Below are 19,056 nucleotides of genomic sequence, written 5' to 3'. Positions count from 1 at the left end.
AATGAGGCTTTTAAACTTACTCTACGCCGGTGCGGCCGGGTCTGCATCACCGCGGTCCGTGTTGCTGCCAGCCAGCTTCATCCATTCCTTCACAAGAATAGGTATGCGCTCCTCGACTTCGGACCCAAACAGTAATTCATCGACGTAGCCCATATGTAGCATGTCGACCATCCGACATAGATAAGCTTTACCCTTGCCCCACCATGTTTCATACGCGTCCACAATGAGATAGTGTTTCACATCTACGTTGTGGCTCTCACGAAGTTCTTCTAACTCCAACCCATCCAGTAGGCTCTCGTAAACGCCATCTGCAACCCGAGAGCCAAAAGTTGTCGTGTAGTAATATTCCTTTATCTCCCAGATCGCGACCGGGTTCACGGAACGCGGGAATGCTCCGTCCACCCTTCGCGCAAGGGTCCGCAGTGGCACGCCGTCCTTTGTGATGGTGGTGAGCTTACGGGGGTCGTAGTCGCAATCGGCTCCGCCCGAGTGCTTTTCAATGAGCATATTGACCACGCACGTCAAAAAAGCATGGTCCTTCTTCTCTTCCTTTTGCTTGTTCATAGGAAGCGGGCATTTTGGCTTTTCCTTAAATAGGCCCAGCGTTCGCTCATACATTTCACGTGCTTCGTCCACCCGCAACAGCTTCGTCTGTGCATGTCTATTTAGCACATCGGCGCGGTACTCGAAATATGAACGTAGTGTTTTAGCTAGATCTGTCGGCCTATTACGTTGATCTGCAATAATTTCAGGGTTCAATTCAAGATTTACAAACCCCCTACGCATGTCCTCGATTGAAGGAATCTTAACTTTATCTTTTTTTCGTTCGGTGTATCCGAGGTCCTGGCTTAGAGAGCGTACGCATGCCCAGAAAGATTTATCTTGCTTTACGAACCGTTCATCGGGCTTCACGGGTATGCCTCTTTAATGATCTCGCGCTCGAAAGCGGCGATGAGGGATTGAATGTCAATGCCCACTGCTCCGCAAACGATCCTAAGTTCAATAAGGTCCAAGCGCCGATGCCCGGTCTCCCATTTGCTAACGAAGCTCTGTGGAATGCCGAGCCGGTCGGCAAGCTCGGCCTGCTTCAACCCAGCGTGAACTCGCGCCTCACGTAGGACGCATCCCAGGACAGCGCTTTGTCGGCCGTCAGCCAAAGGTCGTTGACGCATATCCTTAAATCGAATAAGATTGATCGACGGTTGAGGTGAGGTCTATGCAGTACGCGTTCTTTGATGCGCGAGTCGAGCGCGACGTGGTTCCGATCACGACGTTTCGTCACGAGCCTTTCAAGCAACAGCTTCTAAAGTGGGTAGGCAACAAGCAGCGCTTCGCCCACGAGATCGCGGACTTCTTCCCAGCGACGGCCGGCACCTACTTTGAACCGTTCCTAGGATCTGCGGCGGTTCTGGGAACGTACGCTCCTCCGAGAGCTATAGGCTCGGACATCTTCGCCCCGCTAATTGGTATCTGGCAGGCGCTGAAGGACAATCCCGATGCGTTGGTTGGCTGGTACGGCAAGCGCCTTACCATGCGTGCCCAGATGGGAAAGCAAGTGGCGTACGACACGGTGTTGGCGAGCTACAACTCGCACCCCAACCCGGCCGATTTCGTATATCTCTCTCGAGCTTGCTACGGAGGTGTCGTCCGATTTCGCCGGGACGGGTACATGTCAACACCTTGCGGTCCGCACGAACCTGTCCCGCTAGTGTCGTTCGAGAAGCGGGTACGTGTCTGGCGGGAGCGCGTTGAGGGCGCCCGCTTTGAGCGCCTAGATTATCAAGAGGCGATGTCGCATGCAAAAGCGGGCGACATCGTATATTGTGATCCCCCCTATACTCATACACAGGCAATTCTATACGGGGCTCAGAGTTTTAACTTGGCGCAATTGATGGCCGCAATTGCAGATTGTAAGTCACGGGGTGTTCATGTCATCTTGAGCATCGACGGTACTAAGAAGTCCGGCTCAGTTTTTTGTGATATTCGTATACCGGACGGCTTGTTTGAGAGAGAGATTGCAGTGAACGTCGGCCGCTCGATGTTGCGTCGCTTTCAACTTAGCGGCGAAACATTGGAGCACGAGGTCGTTCACGACCGTTTGTTGTTGACTTACTGAGCCTATTCAAACGGGAGAATATTGGAGAGACCTCAGCTTATTCTTGATTGGACTTTGACGATTGGAAATCGTAGCGCTAATCTATGCGACATTCTCTTGGTCATGCAGTCACACAGCTTTAGAGCGCCTAACAGAACGGCACCGAGTCGGATGTCGAGCGTTGGTTTTGCATGGCCAGACCGCTTCTCCCCGATGATCTCTGGGATGAGATCGCTCCGCTCCTCCCGCCGCCTCGGTCCCGTCCGAAGGGCGGGCGTCGTCCGATCGAGAATCGGGCCGCACTGACGGGCATCCTGTTCGTGCTGCGCTCGGGTCTGCCGTGGGAGATGCTGCCGGCCGAGATGGGCTGCGGCTCCGGCATGAGTTGCTGGCGGCGGCTGCGGGATTGGCAGGCGGCGGGCGTATGGAGCCGCCTGCATCACGTGCTGCTGGAGCGCCTGCACGCAGCGGGTGAGATCGACTGGAACCGGGCTTGCTTGGACAGCGCGTCTGTCCCGGCTAAAAAAGGGGGCCTGCCACCGGCCCGAACCCGACGGACCGGGGCAAGCCGGGCACAAAGCGCCACCTCGTCACCGACGCGCGCGGCACGCCGCTCGGCTTCTGCCTGAGCGGGGCCAACCGACACGACACCGTCATGATGGCGGCCACCCTCGATGCCATTCCGCCTCTGCGGAGTGGCCGACGAGGGCGACCGCGACGCCGTCCGGACAAGCTGCACGCCGACAAGGCCTACGATGCCCGACCCCGCCGACAGGAGTGCCGGGCGCGGGGGATCGTCCCGCGCATCGCGCGGAAGGGTATCGAAAGCAGCGAGAAACTCGGTCGGCATCGTTGGGTCGTCGAGCGTACCCACGCGTGGTTCAACCGCTTCCGCCGCCTACCCGTCCGCTACGAGCGACGCAGCGACATCTACGAGGCCTTCACGAGCCTCGCGACCAGTCTCATCACTCTCAACCAGATCAAACGGTTCTGTTAGGCGCTCTTAATGTCTGGCCGTACATAGCGATACGATTGGTGATCAAGCTAGGGGCGGTAATTGCCAACGTGTCGGTGCGAGAGCAGCGGATGCTATTGCACATCCGCGCATCACGCGCTGAACCGAGGCCGATGATAGCCGTCAGTGCAATTGAGCTTGCCTCCTACCCCCCATCGAACCGCACCCGTGCCGCCTCGATCTCCGCATGGCTCCGCTCCGCCCAGCGGACGAGGGCCGCCAGGGGCTCCATGAGCGTGCCGCCGAGAGCGGTCAGGCGGTACTCCACGCTGGGCGGCTTGGTCGGGTAGACCGTGCGGGCGATGTAGCCGTCGCGTTCGAGGTCGCGCAGGGTCTGGGTCAGCATCCGTTTCGAGAGGTCGGGGATCAGCCGGAGGATCGCGCTGAACCTGTGCGGGCCGCCGGCGAGCGCGGTGAGGATCAGGATCGACCATTTGTCGCCGGTCCGGTCCAGCACGTTGCGGACGGGACAGCGGGAGGCCTCGAACGCCCTCGTCCGCCAGCCCGCGAAGGTCCGCGCCAATTCGGCCTGAGCCGGTGCTGGGGCGGTTCCCTCGGCGTCACCTTGTCCCAAAATCCTGCCTCCTTCACAGCCGATGCGGTCTCAACTAGTTCCCTTGTGCCGAAAGTGAACCCTGGGTAAGCCCGCCATGTCCGACACCCCTCATCCGACGCTCTTCGTCACCGGCGCCTCCGGTCAATTGGGGCGCCTCGTCATCGCGGCTTTGCTGGAAAGGGTGCCGGCCGGCGCCGTCGCCGCCGGTGTGCGATCCCTGGAGAGCGAGGCTGCTCAAGGCCTGCGAGACCGGGGCGTCGTCGTGCGGGTGGCCGATTACGCGCGGCCCGAAACCCTGGCCGAGGCCTTCCGGGGCATCGAGCGCCTGCTGCTGATCTCCTCGAGCGAGGTCGGCCGGCGCGTCGCCCAGCACGGGAACGTCATCGCCGCGGCGAAGGCGGCCGGGATCGGCCGGCTCGTCTATACCAGCCTCCTGCATGCCGACACCTCGCCGATCAATCTGGCCGGCGAGCATCGCGCCACGGAGGCCGCCATCGCCGCATCAGGCCTGCCGGCGACGATCCTGCGGAACGGCTGGTACACCGAGAACTACACCGCCTCGATTCCCGGCGCGCTCGCCGGCGGCGCCTTCCTCGGCAGCGCCGGTGACGGCCGGATCGCCTCGGCCGCGCGGGCCGACTTCGCCGAGGCCGCCGCCCTCGTGCTCACCGGCGACGGCCATGAGGGTCGGACCTACGAACTGGCGGGGGACGCGGCCTATACCCTGGCCGATCTCGCCGCCGACCTCTCCCGGCAGACGGGCCGCGACATCCCCTACCGGGACCTGCCGCAGGCGGACTATGCGGCGCTGCTCAAGGGCTTCGGCCTGCCGGACGTCCTGGCCGATTCCCTCGCCGCGTGGGACGTGGACGCCGCGCACGGCGCCCTGTTCGACGAGGGCCGCCAGCTCTCGACGCTCATCGGCCGCCCGACGACGCCGCTGTCGGCCAGCATCGCCGCCGCGCTGGGGTGAGGCCGGCCTCGGGCCAGACCATTTCCGAAGGATCGCTACGGTCTCCGGCGGGCGCGGGTCCCCTCTCCTTTCAGGAGAGGGAACCTGTCGCGCTTCGTGCCGAACCATTTCGGATAAAGACCGGCCGTCCAGTGGATGAATGAATCAAGTCGCCTTGTGGGGAGGAACTGGAGAGGAACGCCCTCACCCGGCGGGATCGTCCGGGGGGCGGCGGGCGGCGGCGTCCCGGTCCTTGGCGATGCTGCGCCGGACGACGATGAGCTGCCAGAGCGCCAGCCCCAGCGCGAGGGCGAAGACGAGGCCGATGTCGAAGGCGGCGAAGAGCCGGTCGCTCACGAGGGGGCGGGCGCGCGGCCGAGCGCCTCACGTTCGCGCAGGGTCTCCACCAGGTCGAGCACCTGCGCTACCTGCGCCGGGACGTTCCACCAGGGTGGGATCCGGGGCGCCATCGACGGAAGTGCGGCCACCGCCTCGATCAGGAACAGGATTTCCGGCAGGGGTGTTTCGCGCAGGGCCGCCCTGTCCTCGCTCGAGACCAGGGCGCGGGCGAGGAGCGCGAGCTTCCGGCGCCCGTCCACGCGGGCGCGGCGGGAGACCGAATCGTAGCCCGCCCGCTCCACCTCGCGGCCGATCTCGGCATAGATCAGCCGCGCCGCGCGGATCGCCGGGCGGCAGGCGGGGGGCAGGCCGGCGATGCCGGATTCCGAGCGCGCGTAGAGAAGCTCCGCCGCCGCCAGCAGGCGCGCCACGACGCCGCCGAGGGCGGGGCTGAAGGCGGGCTGGCGCAGGAACGCGTCCGGGTCGATCCCCGCCTCCCGCAGCCAGGCGCGCGGCAGGTAGAGCCGGCCGGCCCGCGCGTCCTCGCCGACATCGCGGGCGATGTTGGTGAATTGCATGGCGATGCCGAGGTCGCAGGCGCGGGCGAGCACGTCGGTGTCGCGCACGCCCATGACCAGGGTCATCATCGCGCCCACCGAGGCGGCCACCCGCGCCGCATAGGCGGTGAGGTCGGCAAGCGTCTCGTAGCGGCGGCCGCCCGCATCCCAGGCGAGGCCCTCGATCAAGGCGGCGGGCAGCGCCTGGGGGATGGCGTGATCGGCGACGATGTCGGCCAGCGCCCGGTCCGCCGGGGCGTCGCAGGGCTGTCCGTCATAGGCGCGGGCGAGGCGCATCCGCAGCCGCGCCACGGCGGGGCGGCGTCCGCTTTCGGCGACGTCGTCCACCGCATCGTCGGAGAGGCGGCAGAAGGCGTAGAGCGCGTAGGCCGGCCGGCGGATGGAGGGCGGCAGCAGGGCGGAGGCGGCAAAGAAGCTGCGCGACCCGGTGCGGATCGCCGCCCGGCAGGCGGCGTGGTCGGCCGCCTCCGCATGGGGGATCGCCCAGAGGGGCGGCCGAAGTAAGTCAAGCCGGGAAAGGTTAGGCGAAGACGCGCGCATCCGGCACCACGGTATCGAGAATTCGGGCGGAGGAGAGGACGCCGGGCAGGCCGGCGCCGGGATGGGTGCCGGCCCCTACGAGGTAGAGCCGCGCCACGTCCTCGGAGGCGTTGTGCGGCCGGAACCAGGCCGATTGGGTCAGCACCGGTTCGAGGCCGAAGCCCGAGCCGCGAAAGCTCAGGAAATCGGCCGCGAAATCCCCCGGATGCGTCACCTTGGAGGTGACGATGCTCTCCGACAGGCCCGGCATCACGGTGGCCTCGAGATGCTGCGCGATGGCGCGGCGATAGGGCTCCGCTTCCACCGCCCAATCCTGGCCGCCGGCGAGGTTGGGCACCGGGGAGAGCACGTAGAACGCATCGCAGCCCGGCGGCGCCAGCAGCGGATCGGTGGCGGTGGGGCGGTGCAGGTAGAGGCTGAAATCCTTCGACAGAACCTTGCGCCGGAAGATGTCGTCGATGAGCCCGCGATAGCGCGGCCCCATCAGGATGGTGTGGTGGGCGATGTCCGGAAACGTCCGGTTCGTGCCGAAATACCAGACGAACAGGCCCATGGAGGAATGCGACCGGTCGAGCCGGCGGTCGGTCCAGCGCCGCCGCACCCCGTCGGGCAGGAGGGTGCGGTGGGTGAAGGCGGAATCGGCGTTGGAGACGACGATGTCGGCGGCGATGCGCTCGCCCGAGGCGAGGGCGACGCCGGTGGCGGCCCCGTCCTCCACGAGGATGCGCGAGACCTCCGCGCCGCAGCGGAGCGCCCCGCCCTGCCCCCGGATCAGCCCGGCGAGCCCGTCCACCAGGCGGCCGGTGCCGCCCAGCGCGAAATGCACGCCCCAGCGCCGTTCGAGATGGGCGATGAGGCAGTAGATCGCGCTCGCCCGGAACGGGCTGCCGCCGATGAGGAGCGGGTGGAAGCTGAAGATCGTCCGCAGGCGCTCGTCGCGGATATGGCTCGCCACCACGTCGTAGACGCTGCGATGCCCGCCCAGCCGCATCAGATCGGGCATGATCCGCAGCATGTCGGCGACCGACGTGAAGGGCACGTGGCCGAGCCGCTCGAACCCGACCTCGCAGATCGCCCGCGAGCGCTCCATGAAGCGCTCGTAGCCGGCCACGTCCCCGGGCGAGAACCGCGCCACCTCCTCGCGCATGGCGTCGAGATCGCCGCTGTAATCGAAGGTCGCGCCGTCCTCGAAGCGGATGCGGTAGAACGGCAGCATCGGCGCCAGGACCACGTCGTCCTCCATGCGCCGCCCGCACAGGGTCCAGAGTTCCTCGAACAGGAACGGCGCGGTGACGATGGTCGGCCCGGCATCGAAGGTGAAGCCGTCCTGCCGATGCACCCGCGCCCGCCCGCCGGGCTGCTCCAGCCGCTCCAGCACCGTGACCCGGTAGCCCCGCGCCCCGAGCCGGATCGCGGCGGCCAACCCCCCGAAGCCACTGCCGATCACCACCGCATGGGGGCGCTTGGCCGGCCGGGACGAGGAGGTCGGCACATCGCTGAGTGTCAACATAGGGTGACACTATCAGGGGAAATTAGGGAGGCAAGTGGTGATTTGGGGAGTGGGGTGTGGATGTTTGAGGGCTGTGTCCAGGGGGAGCTCGTCCGCTAGCCTTTCAGCGGTTGGAGACTTTGCGTTTCACCATGGCCAATGCATGCGTGTGCCATATCCGCCCTCCCCCGCGCGTTGCAGCAGCATGCGGGCCACCGTCAGGTCCTGCAGGGCTATACCGGTCATGTCGAACACGGTGACGTCCTCTGTCCTCCGGGCAAACTGGACCCGACCGGTCAAAAGGTCGCCGATCTCCGTGACATCGAAGCCGTCATACCATTGACCTTCGCCGATGGTCCGGCATTGCTCCCGGTCGTCCGTGAACACCCGTGCACGATCCAGCAGTCCTTCCGGCAACTCGCGTTTGCCGATGGTGTCCGTTCCAACCGCGTTGATATGCGTGCCCGGCCGCACGGCATCGGCAGCGAACAGCGCAGACCGTCCAGGTGTCGCGGTAATGACGATATCGCTGTCAGTAACAGCAGCATTGGCGTCTATTGCATGCTGTACCGTGCCTTGCTTGGCAAACGCCGCTTCAAAACCTGCGTCGGGAGTGCCGCGCGAGGTCAAATATCGAACCTGCCGGATCGCCGGCAGCAGGGCCAGGGCAAGCGTCAACTGAATACGTGCCTGAACGCCGGTTCCGAAGATACAAAGGCTCGCGCTATCGGGGCGAGCGAGTTCCCGGAGTCCCAGGGCTCCGGCCGCACCGGTGCGGGTCGTGGTAATGGCGTTGCCGTCGATGAGGCAGGTCGGCCGGCCCGTGGCCGGATCGAACAGCATCACCGTCGCCTGATGCGGCTCACCGCCCAGCCCGCGGTTCGCCGGCCAGAATCCGGCCGCCTTGAAGCCGAGCAGGGCTTGCGCCTGCACATCGCCCGACTTGATGCCGAACACCCCGCCGGTGTCGAGGCGTTCGCGCACCAGCGGAAAGACACGACCCTTTCGCTCGCTGTGCAGGATGAAGGCTTCGCGAACCGCAGCGAGGACATCGGCCGGCTGCAGCAGTGGCTCGACTTGGGGGCCGGACAGGATGAGGAGTTCGGCGTCGCTGGGCATCACTTGACTGCGTCCGTGAGTTGCTTGGTGTCGGCGTAGACGGTGGCGCGGGACACACCTAGATGGGCCGCGATGACCTCCGAGGAGCGGCGCACCTGCATGCAGCCGGTATCTTTCAGTTCTCGCAGCAGCATCCGGCGCTGCTCCGTTTTGAGAGCCCGTGGCGTCGTCGCTTGCTGGGCCGCAAACAGGTCGATACGTGCCCGGATGGCGTCCGCATTGGCGGGGTTGAGAGTTTCCCCGGGGCCGTTCTCTGCATCGACATGAGTGAATTGGCCGATGGCACTTTGCAGGCTTTGGAACAGTGTCAGGTCGACGTTCAGGCAGAGCGCTGCCACATAGGCACCACTCGCGTCCTTGATACCGACCGATGTGCTCTTGGCCTGCCGCCCGTCCGCGAAGGCATTGGCGTAGTTCGCGATGATCTGCGGATAGTCCGGGTCTGCGATGCGGGCGAGCCCGAGTTCCGTCGCCGGCTGTCCGACCTCACGGCCGGACAGGTTGTTGTGAATGGCGACGATCGCATTCTTCGGATCGGTCAGGTCATGCACCACGACCTCACAGAACGGAGCAAAGGTCTCGCCGAGCCCCTGTGCAATCTGCTGGAGCTGCACGAACAAAACCTCTTTGTTCGCGGCCGCTGACCGCGCCAAATCTGCCTGCTTCCTGTTCACAATACGTCCTGCTCTATTGAACGAGATCGGCGACGGTCGCGGCGGCCTTCAGGCCGGTTCCGGTGACGATCACCACGGTGGTTTCATGTGACGTGATGGTGCCCGCTCTGGACAGTTTGTCCAGAGCGGCCGCCGCACTGGCGCAGGTCGGCTCGACGAACAGGCCTCGGCGGGCAAGACCGCGCAGCGCCGCGACGATCTCGTCCTCGGTCAGCGCGATGGTGCCGCCACCGCTCTCGCTGAGGGCTTCGATGATCTGACGCATGCGTAGCGGATTTTTGATGGCTGTGCCTTCCGCGATGGTCTTGTGCACCTCGCGCGGCACAAATGTATCGACGCCGGCCTGGAAACGAGCGTCGATCGGCGAGCAGTTCAGCGGCTGGGCCACGAACAGGCGCGGCAGCTTCGCGATCTGCCCGGCCTTCAGCAACTCGCGGAAGCCGAAGGCGCAGCCGAGAAGGCTGCTGCCCGCGCCGACGGGGATGATGACGTTGTCGGGTGCTTTGAAGCCAAGGTCTTCCCACAGCTCATAAGCCAGCGACTTGGTCCCTTCGAGGAAGAAGGCCTGCCAGTTGTGGCTGGCGTAGAAGGTCTGATCCGATTGCCGGATGGCTTCCGCTTCCGATTCCTCGCGCGGTCCCTCGACCAGCTGCACCTCGGCGCCGTAGGCACGCACCTGGGCGATCTTGGCCGGTGAGGTGGAGGCGGGTGCCAGGATCTTCACGCCCATGCCCCCGGCAGCGCCGAAGCCGGCAATGGATGAGCCGCCGTTGCCCGAACTGTCCTCCAGCACGGAAGAGATGCCGATCTGCCGGAGGAAGGACAGCATCACGGACGAGCCACGATCCTTGAAGCTTCCGGTTGGATTAAACCATTCCAGCTTGAACAACGGGCGCAGGTCGCCCCATGGCCGCTCGATCAGCGGTGTGCATCCCTCACCCATCGTGATGGGATCGGCGATGGCGATCGGAAGGGATGCCCGATAGCGCCATAGCGAGCGCGTCCGGCTTTCCACGTCGTCCCGGGATATGCCGCGACCTGGCGTGACGAGCAGCGGCGTGCGATCGTTCGAGCACCACCGGGGCACGTCGAGCGGATAGAGTGTCCCGTCGCGGGGGTCGATATAGCTGGCGGACGACATTCCGGGTCCTCGCTTACTGGCGCTGAAGTCTGGATATTATGTCCAGAAATGGACTTTATGTCCACATAATTTCGCCGCTCATCCATGCTGACAATCCGGCGAAACGCCTGACCGAATGGCCCTACGGCAACGCCGCGCACTGCGCCTGCAAATGCGGCAGGGACGCCTGCTTTTTTGACTTGTTGAAATGTCTGTTGTTGGACTAAGTGTCTAGATATCAGCGTGACGCGGTTTAGATCATCGCGACGGCAAGTCATTGACTGCGCCTCAATCGTCCTGATCGCTCCAGCGCTTATTACCTGTCAGGTGACGCTGACACCTGTATAACATTGGATGATCATGATGCGCAGGTGCTATTCAGCAGTGTTTGCTACCTTCACGATGCTTGTTGCGGATGGAGCCGGTGCCGCCGAGCTGACGGGGACACTCAAGAAGATCCATGAGACTGGCGCGATTGCGCTTGGCTTCCGCGATTCCTCAGTGCCGTTTTCCTACCTTGGCGGTGACCAGAAGCCGGTCGGGTACACGATGGACATCTGCTACAAGATTGTCGACGCGGTGAAGGTCGCCCTCAAGCTCGACAAACTCGATGTGCGCCTGATCCCGGAAACACCGTCGACCCGTATTCCCCTCATCGCCAACGGCACCCTTGATCTGGAATGCGGTTCGACCACGAACAATATCGACCGCCAGAAGCAGGTCGCGTTCACCAATTCTCACTTTCTGACCGCGACCCGCTTCGTCTCGAAGAAGTCGGCAAACCTGCACATCGTTGAAGACTTGAAGGGCAAGACCGTCGTCTCGACCTCCGGTAGCTCGAATATCCTGCAGATCATCGACGCCAACAATCAGCGTAATCTCGGCCTGACGATCCTGCCGGCAAAGGACCACGCCGAAGCGTTCCTCATGGTCGAAACCGGCCGCGCCGCTGCCTTCGTCATGGACGACGTGCTGCTTGCCTCGTTCGTCGCCAACTCGAAGACGCCCGAGGCCTACGAGATTTCCTCGGAGACACTGTCGAAGCCCGAGCCCTACGGCATCATCCTTCGTAAAGATGATCAGGACTTCAAGCGAGTCGTCGATGACGCCACGCGCACACTCTACATGAGCGCAGAAGGCAAAGCGCTTTACAACAGGTGGTTCATGCAGCCGATTCCGCCGCGCGGCATCAATATGAAACTGCCGATGAGTGAAGCGATGCTAAAGCAGTTTGCCAAACCGATCGATAGTAGCGATCCAGCAGCCTACTGACATCTCCTATCGTCACGGCGATACGCCAGCCCCAACCGCCTCCCCCACCGCCAAATCCATCGCCCCAAAAATCACCTCTGCCACCTTCTCCGGCGCCTCCTCATGCGCGAGGTGGCCGAGGCCGCGCAGCAGCTCCACGCGGGCGTGGGGCAGGCGCGTCTTCAGGGCGAAGGCGGTGTCGGGGGCGATGGCCTTGTCCTCGCTGCCGACCACGAGGAGCGTCGGGGTGGCGAGGCGGGGGATCGCGCGGTCGAGGGTGGCGAGGTCCCAGTTCGCCATCATGCCGAGCGCCCCGGCCACGTGGCCGGGGGTGCGGAACAGGCGTCGGTAGAGATCGAGCCCCTGCGGGTCGAGGCGCGAGCCGGTGCCGCGAATCAGGCGCTCCACCGCCGGGCGGTCGGCGGTCCAGGCGAAGAGTTTTGGGGTCACGGGGTTGAGGAAGAGCAGCCGCGCCATGCTCGGGAACAGCACCGAGGCGAGGCCGGGAAACGGGGTGAGCGCGCCGTTGAGCGCCACCAGGAGGTCGGGCGCGATCCGCCCGTCGAGGCAGAGCCGGACCAGGAGCGCCGCCCCCGCCGAATGGCCGACGACCAGGCTCGGGCGGAGGGCGAGGCTGTCGAGGAGGTCGCCGACGGCGCTCGCCATCCCCGGCAGGGAGAGTTTCGCGGCGGGGAGCGGGTCGGTGAAGCCGTGGCCCGGCAGGTCCGGGGCGAGAACCCGGAACCGCGTCGCCAGGAGGGGCATCAGCCCGCGCCAGGAATGGGTGGCGGCCCCCGTGCCGTGGAGGAGCAGCACGGTCGGTGCCCCGTCCTCCCCCATCTCCTGGATGTGCCAGTTGAGGCCGGAGGCCGTGACGAAGCGGCTCGCCTCCCGGTGCGGCCAGTCGGCGCCCTCGCGCTCCCAGCGGGGTCGTTCGGCGGGCGCGCGCATGCTGGAACCCTTTATTCCCTCGCCGACCGGATCGCGGCGCTCATCGCCCCCGCATCGGCATGGGGCAGGGGCAGATAGCGCGCCCCCATGGCGGCGGCGAGGCGGCGCGCCGACTCCTGCGGCCTCTGGGCGGTGTCGATCAGGATGGCGCGGACATCCGCCTCGCGGAAAAGGCGGGCGGCCTTGAGCGAATCCTCGCCCGCGCGCTCCCGCCCGGCGATGCCTGAGCGGGCGACGTTGGCCCGTCCATCGGTGAGCATCACCACCACCGGCGTCCCGCCGCCGCGCCTGACCCCGAGGGCGACCGCTCCGGCGGCGTCGATGCCGGCGGCGAGCGGCGTCCCACCGCCTCCGGGCAGGGCCGCGAGCCCGCGCCGCGCCCGCACCAGGGAGCGCGTCGGCGCGAGGACCAGTTCCGCGCCGGCACGCCGAAAGGCGACGAGGGCGACCTTGTCCCGCCGCGTATAGGCCTCGGCGAGGAGGAGCTCGACGGCCCCCTTGGCCTCGGCCAGCCGCTCCAGGGCGGAGGAGCCGGAGGCGTCCACGGTGAAGATCGTCGTGGTCTCGGTCCGCTGCCGGAACCGGGTGATTCGGATGTCGTCGGGGCGGATCATGAGACAGGTGCCGCCCCCCTCCGCCGGCCGGCGGAGGCCCTGCCAGGGGGCCGCGGCGCGCAAGGTCGCGATGAGATCGAGCCGGCCCCGGCGGGGATCGCCCGGCCGCGCGCCCATGGGCCGGCCGGAGCGGGCGGAGACGGCCTTCGCCCCGGCCTTGCCGGCCCTTGGCATCCGCAGGCGCGGGCCGTCCCGCATCAGCAGCGCCAGGAGCCCGGCGGGAATCGCGGCGCGGGCGGCCTCGACGATGCGGTCGTCGGGGGGGGACGCGGTGCCCTCCTTCGGGTCGGGGCCGGGGGCCGCCCCGTCCGGAGGCGGCGGCGTCTCCGGCGCGCCCTCCTCCCGCTCCTCCTCCTCGGGGGACGACTCGCGTTCCGGCAGGCGGGTGGCGCGGTGGCCGAGGACGAGGCGCGCGGCCTCCCGCACATCCGCCTCGGCGATCTCGGCGCGGCCGTCGAGGCGGGCGAGGAGGCGGGCGACCCGGAGGGCAAGGAGCGGCGCGCGCAACGAGGCGATGCCGAGCCGGGCCGCGACCTCGCTCAGCTCGGCGACGGGATCGTGGCCGCTCCGCCCACCGCCATGCGGCGGCGTTTCGGATTCCGGCGAAAGGCCGTCGCATGGCGGTCGAAGCACCGGTCGCATGGCGCTCGGCGGAACGGTCGTGAGGTCGAGATGGAAGGCCAGCCGGTCGGCCAGGGCGGCCGGGGCGGCCTCGTCCTCGCCGATCCCCTCGTCGAGGAGGACGAGCCCGAACCTCGCCGGCCGGGTCTCCGCCAGCCCGTCCCGCTCCACCCTCAGACGCCCGGTATCGAGGGCGGCGGCGAGATGCGCGGCGGTGCCCTGCCCCATCCGCTCCGCCATCGCGGCGACGAGAAGCCCCCCATCGGCCTCGGCCAGCAGCCCGGCCTGGGCCACAGGCCGCCCGGCGGCGAGCGTCGCCGCGAGGTCGAGCCCGCCGACGAGCCGATCCTCGGCGATGCCCGCCGGCATCCGCCGTAACGGCTTGCCGGGGTTGAGGTTTTCGCGAACGATGTCGAGCCAGCGGTCGCGCACCGGGCCAGCCCCGGCACGCACCACCACGCCGCCGCAGCCATGCGGGTCTACGGCCACGAGCCGGGCGACAAGCAGGGCGTCGGCCCAGATCGCCAGACCCTCGCTCACGCCCCCAGCACCTCCTCCACCGCTCGCGCGACGCGGGCGGTGGAGCCGGATTCGTCGAGCGGGTTGCGGCGCAGGCGGTGGCGCAAGGCCGATGGCGCGACCTGCCGGAGATGGTCGATCCCCACGGTGTCGGCCCCCTCATAGGCGGCCAGCGCCCGGGCGGTGCGCATCAAAGTCAGCTCGCCGCGCAGGCCGTCGGTGCCCAGAGCGAGGCAGAGCCGGGCCGCGGCCTCCAGGGTCGCATCGGGCATGTCGAGCCCGGCAAGGCGCGCCCTGGCGGCGGTGAGGCGCTTCTGCAGCGCCCGGTCGGCCTTGGCATAGCCGGCGCAGAACCCCGCGGGGTCGCGCTCGTAGGCGTCGCGCCGGCGCACCACGTCGATGCGGGTGGGCAGGTCGGTGGGCGTCGTCACCTCCACGGCGAGGCCGAACCGGTCGAGGAGCTGGGGCCGCAGCTCGCCCTCCTCCGGGTTGCCGCTGCCCACCAGAACGAACTTCGCCGGGTGCCGGATGCTCAACCCCTCGCGCTCCACGGTGTTGATCCCGGAGGCCGCCACGTCGAGGAGGAGATCGACGAGGTGGTCGTCGAGGAGGTTGACCTCGTCGATGTAGAGGAAGCCGCGATTGGCCCGGGCCAGCAGGCCGGGCTCGAACGCCTTCTCGCCACGGGTGAGCGCCCGTTCGAGGTCGAGGGCGCCCACCACCCGGTCCTCGGTGGCGCCCAGCGGCAAGTCCACCACCGGCACCGGCGCGAGGTGGCTTCGTCTGGCGTCGGCGCGGCCGGAACAATGCGGGCACTCGCCGGCGGGTTTGCCGGGGTCGCAGGAATAAGGACAGCCGACCACCGCCTTCATCGGCGGCAGCAGGGCGGCGAGGCCCCGGATCGCGGTGGACTTGCCGGTGCCCCGGTCACCGAAGACGAGGACGCCGCCTACGGACGGGTCCACCGCCGCGATCATCAGAGCCCGCCGCATCTCGTCCTGGCCGACGATGGCGGAGAACGGGAAGGTGATGGGCGGGGCCGTGATGGACGGTTCGGGGTCGCCTCGGGGCTTCCGGAGGGCCTCGTCGAGGCCCACCTTGCGCTCCTGCGCCTCGGGACGAGAGCGAGGATGGGAGGCTGATCCGGGAGACACCGTTCGGGTCGTTCCATTCAGGACCATAGGCCGTCTCCCAGTGTCTCGACATGGTGTGCGCCTCTCCCTCTCCCCTCTGCGGGAGAGGGTGGCCCGCGAAGCGGGTCGGGAGAGGGGAGCGCCGGTTCCGGAGGGGGCGACCCCTCTCCCGCCTGCTCCGCAGGCACCCTCCCCCGCGGAGGGGGGAGGGTTCTTGCCTTCACTCCGCCGCCGCCTGCTCCACGCCCATCCGCGTCCAGATGGCGGACAGCGCACCGACGAGATGGTCGATGTCGGCGTCCGAATGCAGCGGCGACGGGGTGATGCGCAGGCGCTCGGTCCCGCGCGGCACGGTGGGGTAGTTGATCGGCTGGACGTAGATGCCGAACTCGTCGAGCAGCGTGTCGCTGATCGCCTTGCACAGGACAGGGTCGCCGACCATGACGGGCACGATGTGGCTGTCATTGGGGAGATAGGGGATGCCGGCGGCGTCGAGCCGGGCGCGGACCTGGGCGACCCGCTCCTGGTGCCGGGCGCGCTCGGTGCCGCTGGCCTTCAGGTGCTTGATGCTCGCAGCGGCCCCCGCCGCCACGGCGGGCGGCAGCGAGGTGGTGAAGATGAAGCCGGAGGCGAAGCTGCGGACGAAATCGCAGAGCTTGGCCGAGCCGGTGATGTAGCCCCCATGCACCGCGAAGGCCTTGCCGAGCGTGCCCTCGATGACGTCGAGGCGGTGGGCGAGGCCCTCCCGCTCGGAAATGCCGCCGCCGCGCGGGCCGTAGAGGCCGACCGCGTGGACCTCGTCGAGATAGGTGAGCGCGCCATGCGCTTCGGCGACGTCGCAGATCTCCGCGATGGGCGCGATGTCGCCGTCCATGGAATAGACCGACTCGAAGGCCACGAGCTTGGGCCGCGCCGGGTCGATCATCCGCAGCTTGCGGTCGAGGTCTTCCGGGTCGTTGTGGCGGAAGATGTGGCGCTCGGCGCGGGACGCCTTGATGCCTTCGATCATCGAGGCGTGGTTCTCGGCATCCGAAAGCACGACGCAGCCCGGCAGCTTGCCGGCGAGCGTGCCCAGCGCCGCCCAGTTCGAGACGTAGCCGGAGGTGAAGAGCAGGGCCGCCTCCTTGCGGTGGAGGTCGGCGAGCTCCTGCTCCAGAAGCACGTGGTAATGGTTGGTGCCGGAGATGTTGCGGGTGCCGCCCGCCCCGGCGCCGCAGCGGTCGAGCGCCTCGTGCATGGCATCGAGCACGACCGGGTTCTGGCCCATGCCGAGATAGTCGTTGGAGCACCAGACGGTCACCGGGCGCTGCCCGCCCGGGCTGTGATGGGTGGCGTGGGGGAAGCGGCCGTTCCGGCGCTCGAGATCGGTGAAGACGCGGTAGCGGCCCTCGCGGTGGAGACCGGACAAGGCATCGCCGAAGAAGTCTTCGTAGTTCATGGCCGTCCCCTTCCCTATGGATCGCGATGTTTCGCGTTGGCTGCTTGAGACTCGTCGTGCTGGAGCGTCAGAGAGCGCTCCCTCCCCCCTCTGCGGGGGAGGGTGGCCCTCGTGTGAGCGAGGGTCGGGAGAGGGGAGCCGCCTCTCCGGAAAAGCCTGTGCCGACCCCCCTCACGCCCGTTCCGCAGGCACCCTCCCCCGCATAGGCGGGAGGGTTCGGGGTGCCCGCAGCCTTCGGCAGGCTCCAGGCCCACAGGGCCGCCGAGGGCAGGGGCAGCATCAGGAAGCCGTGTTCCAGGGTCGCCAGCGCCATCAGCGTGGTGACGATGGTGAAGCCGGCCACCTCGTGGGCGCCGATCCCCTCCCCCATCGCGGCCCACGCGAGCAGGATCGTCACGAGGGCGGCGATGCCGACCGAGAACGGGAAGAGCGCGTTCATGCGCCGGTTCCTGAGGAAGCAGGCGAGGTAGCCGAGGCGTTCGGGCAGGAACTCGGCGTTGAGGTTGCGCACGCCGAGGAACATGTTGAGCCGCGCCGAAAGGTTCATTCCCCAGAGGATCAGGTAGGTCCACAGGGCGAATTTGTTGGGCTCAGCCCAGGTCAGGGCGAGAATGCCGGCCATCCCGGCGACGATGGCCGCCTCGTGCCACAGGCTCGTGGCCGCCGCCGCCCGGAACAGGGCGAACCCGGTCGTCGTGGGAGGGCAGCCGGTTTTGCGCGGCCCCGCGACGTAGCCCATGTAATAGCTCATCTCCTGCCAGCCCCAGACGAGGAGTGAAGCCGTGAACGCCGTGTAGGCGCCCGCCTCGCTGGTGTCCCCGGCGCTGGCGCCGATGGCGTAGAGCGCGGCCACCAGCACCAGGGTGCCGGCCGCCATGCTCCAGGGATGGGTATGGCGGGGGCGGTGATCGAGCAGGATGATGAGCCCGGTGGAGAACCACCAGATCAGCACCGCATAGAGCGCGGGAACGGCGTGGGCGGCCATCCTCCCGCGTCCTACCAGACCGGCTCGAGGCGGATTTCGGCGGGCATCGGGTTGTCGATGGTGGGCAGGGCATAGAGCCGGACGAAGTTCACCGCCGAGGCCGCGATCCACGCGCCCTGTTTCAGCCTGCCCACGATCCCGCCCTGCGCCTTGGCGTCGGCGAGCTTGTTGGAACAGACGAGAAGCCGGTCGAGAGCCGCCTTGAACTTCGGATTGTCGAGATCGAGGGTGAGCGGGAAGGTCTGTTTCGAGATGTCGGAGGTGATCCGGAACACCTTGAAGTCGTAATCGGTCGGATCGACCCCGAGCGCCTTGTGGAAATGCGGCCGGCAATGGTCGCGCACATACATGGTCGCGAAGACGGCGAGCAGGAAGAACTTGATCCAGTAGCGGTTGATCCCCGTGGTCAGCTTGGGGTTGGCGCGCATCAGCAGCGCGAAAGCCTCGCCGTGGCGGAACTCGTCGTTGCACCACTTCTCGAACCACTTGAAGATCGGGTGGAAACGCCGGTCCGGGTTGCGCTCCAGCTCCCTGAAGATCGTGATGTAGCGGGCGTAGCCGATCTTCTCGGAGAGATAGGTGGCGTAGAAGATGAACTTCGGCCGGAAGAAGGTGTACTTCTTCGACTTCGTCAGGAATCCCAAGTCGACGCCGATACCGAAATCCTTGAGCACGTCGTTGATGAAGCCGGCATGGCGCGCCTCGTCCCGGCTCATGAAGCCGAACAGCTCGCGGATGTCTGGGTTCTTGGCGCGCTTCCTCATCTCCGCATAGAGCACGCAGCCCGAGAACTCGGCGGTGATCGAGGAGACGAGGAAATCCATGAATTCCTTGCGCAGGTCCGGGTCGAGGCCGGACATGTCGAGGTCGAACTCCTCGTTGCGGGTGAAGTGGCGCTTGTTCGGGTCGGCGCGTAGTTCCGCGATCAGGATGTCCCATTGCTTGCGCACGGGCTCCACATCGGTGCGGTCGAGTTCCTCGAAATCGGTGGTGTAGAAGCGGGGTGAAAGGAAGGTCGTCTCCTGGGCGGCCTTGGTGCCCTCGTTCATGGGCAGCTTGGGCGTGAC

The 19,056-nt window shown here is 66.8% G+C and carries 19 protein-coding genes; 4 read left to right on the top strand and 15 right to left on the bottom strand.

Annotated features, from left to right (window positions below):
- Window positions 1–21: 21 nt before the first annotated feature.
- Together A3OM_RS23665 and A3OM_RS0108320 are read right to left on the bottom strand one after the other, a co-directional pair.
- Entirely contained in the window at window positions 22–912 is an 891-nt protein-coding gene (locus tag A3OM_RS23665; RefSeq protein WP_051074310.1) for a hypothetical protein, read from the bottom strand.
- Window positions 909–1,172, bottom strand: a complete 264-nt coding sequence (locus A3OM_RS0108320) for a helix-turn-helix transcriptional regulator (protein WP_026175844.1) — start codon at window positions 1,170–1,172, stop codon at window positions 909–911. The genes A3OM_RS23665 and A3OM_RS0108320 overlap by 4 nt, the downstream gene beginning before the upstream one ends.
- A 44-nt stretch (window positions 1,173–1,216) precedes the next feature.
- Here A3OM_RS0108320 and A3OM_RS0108315 point away from each other — a divergent pair, with 44 nt between their 5' ends.
- Window positions 1,217–2,116, top strand: coding sequence for a Dam family site-specific DNA-(adenine-N6)-methyltransferase (locus A3OM_RS0108315; RefSeq protein ID WP_018043280.1), 900 nt, complete (start codon window positions 1,217–1,219; stop codon window positions 2,114–2,116).
- Window positions 2,117–2,286: 170 nt separating this feature from the next.
- Window positions 2,287–3,092 (top strand): IS5 family transposase gene (locus A3OM_RS25135; RefSeq protein WP_085984205.1). Its coding sequence is split into 2 segments (ribosomal slippage): window positions 2,287–2,617 and window positions 2,617–3,092, totalling 807 coding nucleotides; the frame shifts between segments, so codons are not numbered across the junction.
- A 163-nt stretch (window positions 3,093–3,255) separates the two neighbouring features.
- On the opposite strand, the gene A3OM_RS0108305 is transcribed toward A3OM_RS25135, so the two are convergent.
- Window positions 3,256–3,684, bottom strand: a complete 429-nt coding sequence (locus A3OM_RS0108305) for a helix-turn-helix domain-containing protein (RefSeq protein WP_026175842.1) — start codon at window positions 3,682–3,684, stop codon at window positions 3,256–3,258.
- Window positions 3,685–3,760: 76 nt separating this feature from the next.
- Here A3OM_RS0108305 and A3OM_RS0108300 point away from each other — a divergent pair, with 76 nt between their 5' ends.
- Entirely contained in the window at window positions 3,761–4,639 is an 879-nt protein-coding gene (locus A3OM_RS0108300) for an SDR family oxidoreductase (protein ID WP_018043278.1), read from the top strand.
- Between the two features lie 183 nt (window positions 4,640–4,822).
- On the opposite strand, the gene A3OM_RS26095 is transcribed toward A3OM_RS0108300, so the two are convergent.
- The 6 genes from A3OM_RS26095 to A3OM_RS0108270 form a co-directional block, all read right to left on the bottom strand.
- On the bottom strand, window positions 4,823–4,975 hold the full coding sequence (locus A3OM_RS26095) for a hypothetical protein (protein ID WP_018043277.1): 153 nt from the start codon (window positions 4,973–4,975) through the stop codon (window positions 4,823–4,825).
- The gene (locus A3OM_RS0108290) at window positions 4,972–6,075 is read right to left on the bottom strand and encodes a phytoene/squalene synthase family protein (protein WP_018043276.1); all 1,104 of its coding nucleotides are present in this window, start codon (window positions 6,073–6,075) and stop codon (window positions 4,972–4,974) included. Before A3OM_RS0108290 ends, A3OM_RS26095 begins: the two co-directional genes overlap by 4 nt.
- Window positions 6,056–7,585, bottom strand: a complete 1,530-nt coding sequence (locus A3OM_RS0108285) for a phytoene desaturase (protein ID WP_018043275.1) — start codon at window positions 7,583–7,585, stop codon at window positions 6,056–6,058. Before A3OM_RS0108285 ends, A3OM_RS0108290 begins: the two co-directional genes overlap by 20 nt.
- A gap of 126 nt (window positions 7,586–7,711) precedes the next feature.
- On the bottom strand, window positions 7,712–8,683 hold the full coding sequence (locus tag A3OM_RS0108280) for an ornithine cyclodeaminase family protein (protein ID WP_018043274.1): 972 nt from the start codon (window positions 8,681–8,683) through the stop codon (window positions 7,712–7,714).
- A complete protein-coding gene (locus A3OM_RS0108275) occupies window positions 8,683–9,357 on the bottom strand; it encodes a helix-turn-helix transcriptional regulator (RefSeq protein ID WP_026175840.1) in 675 nt (224 codons plus the stop codon). Before A3OM_RS0108275 ends, A3OM_RS0108280 begins: the two co-directional genes overlap by 1 nt.
- Before the next feature lie 13 nt (window positions 9,358–9,370).
- Window positions 9,371–10,498, bottom strand: a complete 1,128-nt coding sequence (locus A3OM_RS0108270; protein WP_018043272.1) for a pyridoxal-phosphate dependent enzyme — start codon at window positions 10,496–10,498, stop codon at window positions 9,371–9,373.
- Between the two features lie 381 nt (window positions 10,499–10,879).
- Between A3OM_RS0108270 and A3OM_RS0108265 the strand changes: the two genes are divergently transcribed.
- Window positions 10,880–11,749 carry an amino acid ABC transporter substrate-binding protein gene (locus tag A3OM_RS0108265; protein ID WP_051074387.1) on the top strand — a complete coding sequence of 290 codons (870 nt, stop codon included), beginning with the start codon at window positions 10,880–10,882 and terminating at the stop codon, window positions 11,747–11,749.
- 12 nt (window positions 11,750–11,761) lie between these two features.
- On the opposite strand, the gene bchO is transcribed toward A3OM_RS0108265, so the two are convergent.
- The 6 genes from bchO to acsF form a co-directional block, all read right to left on the bottom strand.
- A complete protein-coding gene (bchO, locus tag A3OM_RS0108260; protein ID WP_018043270.1) occupies window positions 11,762–12,679 on the bottom strand; it encodes an alpha/beta fold hydrolase BchO in 918 nt (305 codons plus the stop codon).
- Between the two features lie 11 nt (window positions 12,680–12,690).
- On the bottom strand, window positions 12,691–14,454 hold the full coding sequence (locus A3OM_RS0108255; protein WP_018043269.1) for a magnesium chelatase subunit D: 1,764 nt from the start codon (window positions 14,452–14,454) through the stop codon (window positions 12,691–12,693).
- On the bottom strand, window positions 14,451–15,425 hold the full coding sequence (gene bchI / locus A3OM_RS0108250; RefSeq protein ID WP_051074386.1) for a magnesium chelatase ATPase subunit I: 975 nt from the start codon (window positions 15,423–15,425) through the stop codon (window positions 14,451–14,453). The genes A3OM_RS0108255 and bchI overlap by 4 nt, the downstream gene beginning before the upstream one ends.
- Window positions 15,426–15,786: 361 nt before the next feature.
- Window positions 15,787–17,004, bottom strand: a complete 1,218-nt coding sequence (hemA, locus tag A3OM_RS0108245) for a 5-aminolevulinate synthase (protein WP_018043267.1) — start codon at window positions 17,002–17,004, stop codon at window positions 15,787–15,789.
- 67 nt (window positions 17,005–17,071) lie between these two features.
- The gene (gene puhE, locus A3OM_RS0108240) at window positions 17,072–17,989 is read right to left on the bottom strand and encodes a putative photosynthetic complex assembly protein PuhE (protein WP_018043266.1); all 918 of its coding nucleotides are present in this window, start codon (window positions 17,987–17,989) and stop codon (window positions 17,072–17,074) included.
- 11 nt (window positions 17,990–18,000) lie between these two features.
- Window positions 18,001–19,038, bottom strand: coding sequence for a magnesium-protoporphyrin IX monomethyl ester (oxidative) cyclase (gene acsF, locus A3OM_RS0108235; RefSeq protein WP_085984256.1), 1,038 nt, complete (start codon window positions 19,036–19,038; stop codon window positions 18,001–18,003).
- Between the last annotated feature and the right edge of the window lie 18 nt (window positions 19,039–19,056).

Source organism: Methylobacterium sp. 88A (assembly GCF_000376345.1).
Lineage (GTDB): Bacteria > Pseudomonadota > Alphaproteobacteria > Rhizobiales > Beijerinckiaceae > Methylobacterium > Methylobacterium bullatum.
Note: the sequence above shows the minus strand (reverse complement) of the source record. Positions and strands in the feature narration are given on the sequence as shown.

Excerpts from the sequence above, each read along its gene's own strand:
- A3OM_RS0108320 (WP_026175844.1), bottom strand. The coding sequence starts at position 1,172 with ATGCGTCAACGACCTTTGGCTGACGGCCGACAAAGCGCTGTCCTGGGA.
- A3OM_RS0108315 (WP_018043280.1), top strand. The coding sequence starts at position 1,217 with ATGCAGTACGCGTTCTTTGATGCGCGAGTCGAGCGCGACGTGGTTCCG.
- A3OM_RS0108300 (WP_018043278.1), top strand. The coding sequence starts at position 3,761 with ATGTCCGACACCCCTCATCCGACGCTCTTCGTCACCGGCGCCTCCGGT.
- A3OM_RS0108290 (WP_018043276.1), bottom strand. The coding sequence starts at position 6,075 with ATGCGCGCGTCTTCGCCTAACCTTTCCCGGCTTGACTTACTTCGGCCG.
- A3OM_RS0108285 (WP_018043275.1), bottom strand. The coding sequence starts at position 7,585 with ATGTTGACACTCAGCGATGTGCCGACCTCCTCGTCCCGGCCGGCCAAG.
- A3OM_RS0108280 (WP_018043274.1), bottom strand. The coding sequence starts at position 8,683 with ATGCCCAGCGACGCCGAACTCCTCATCCTGTCCGGCCCCCAAGTCGAG.
- A3OM_RS0108270 (WP_018043272.1), bottom strand. The coding sequence starts at position 10,498 with ATGTCGTCCGCCAGCTATATCGACCCCCGCGACGGGACACTCTATCCG.
- A3OM_RS0108265 (WP_051074387.1), top strand. The coding sequence starts at position 10,880 with ATGCTTGTTGCGGATGGAGCCGGTGCCGCCGAGCTGACGGGGACACTC.
- bchO (WP_018043270.1), bottom strand. The coding sequence starts at position 12,679 with ATGCGCGCGCCCGCCGAACGACCCCGCTGGGAGCGCGAGGGCGCCGAC.
- bchI (WP_051074386.1), bottom strand. The coding sequence starts at position 15,425 with ATGCGGCGGGCTCTGATGATCGCGGCGGTGGACCCGTCCGTAGGCGGC.
- hemA (WP_018043267.1), bottom strand. The coding sequence starts at position 17,004 with ATGAACTACGAAGACTTCTTCGGCGATGCCTTGTCCGGTCTCCACCGC.
- puhE (WP_018043266.1), bottom strand. The coding sequence starts at position 17,989 with ATGGCCGCCCACGCCGTTCCCGCGCTCTATGCGGTGCTGATCTGGTGG.
- acsF (WP_085984256.1), bottom strand. The coding sequence starts at position 19,038 with ATGAACGAGGGCACCAAGGCCGCCCAGGAGACGACCTTCCTTTCACCC.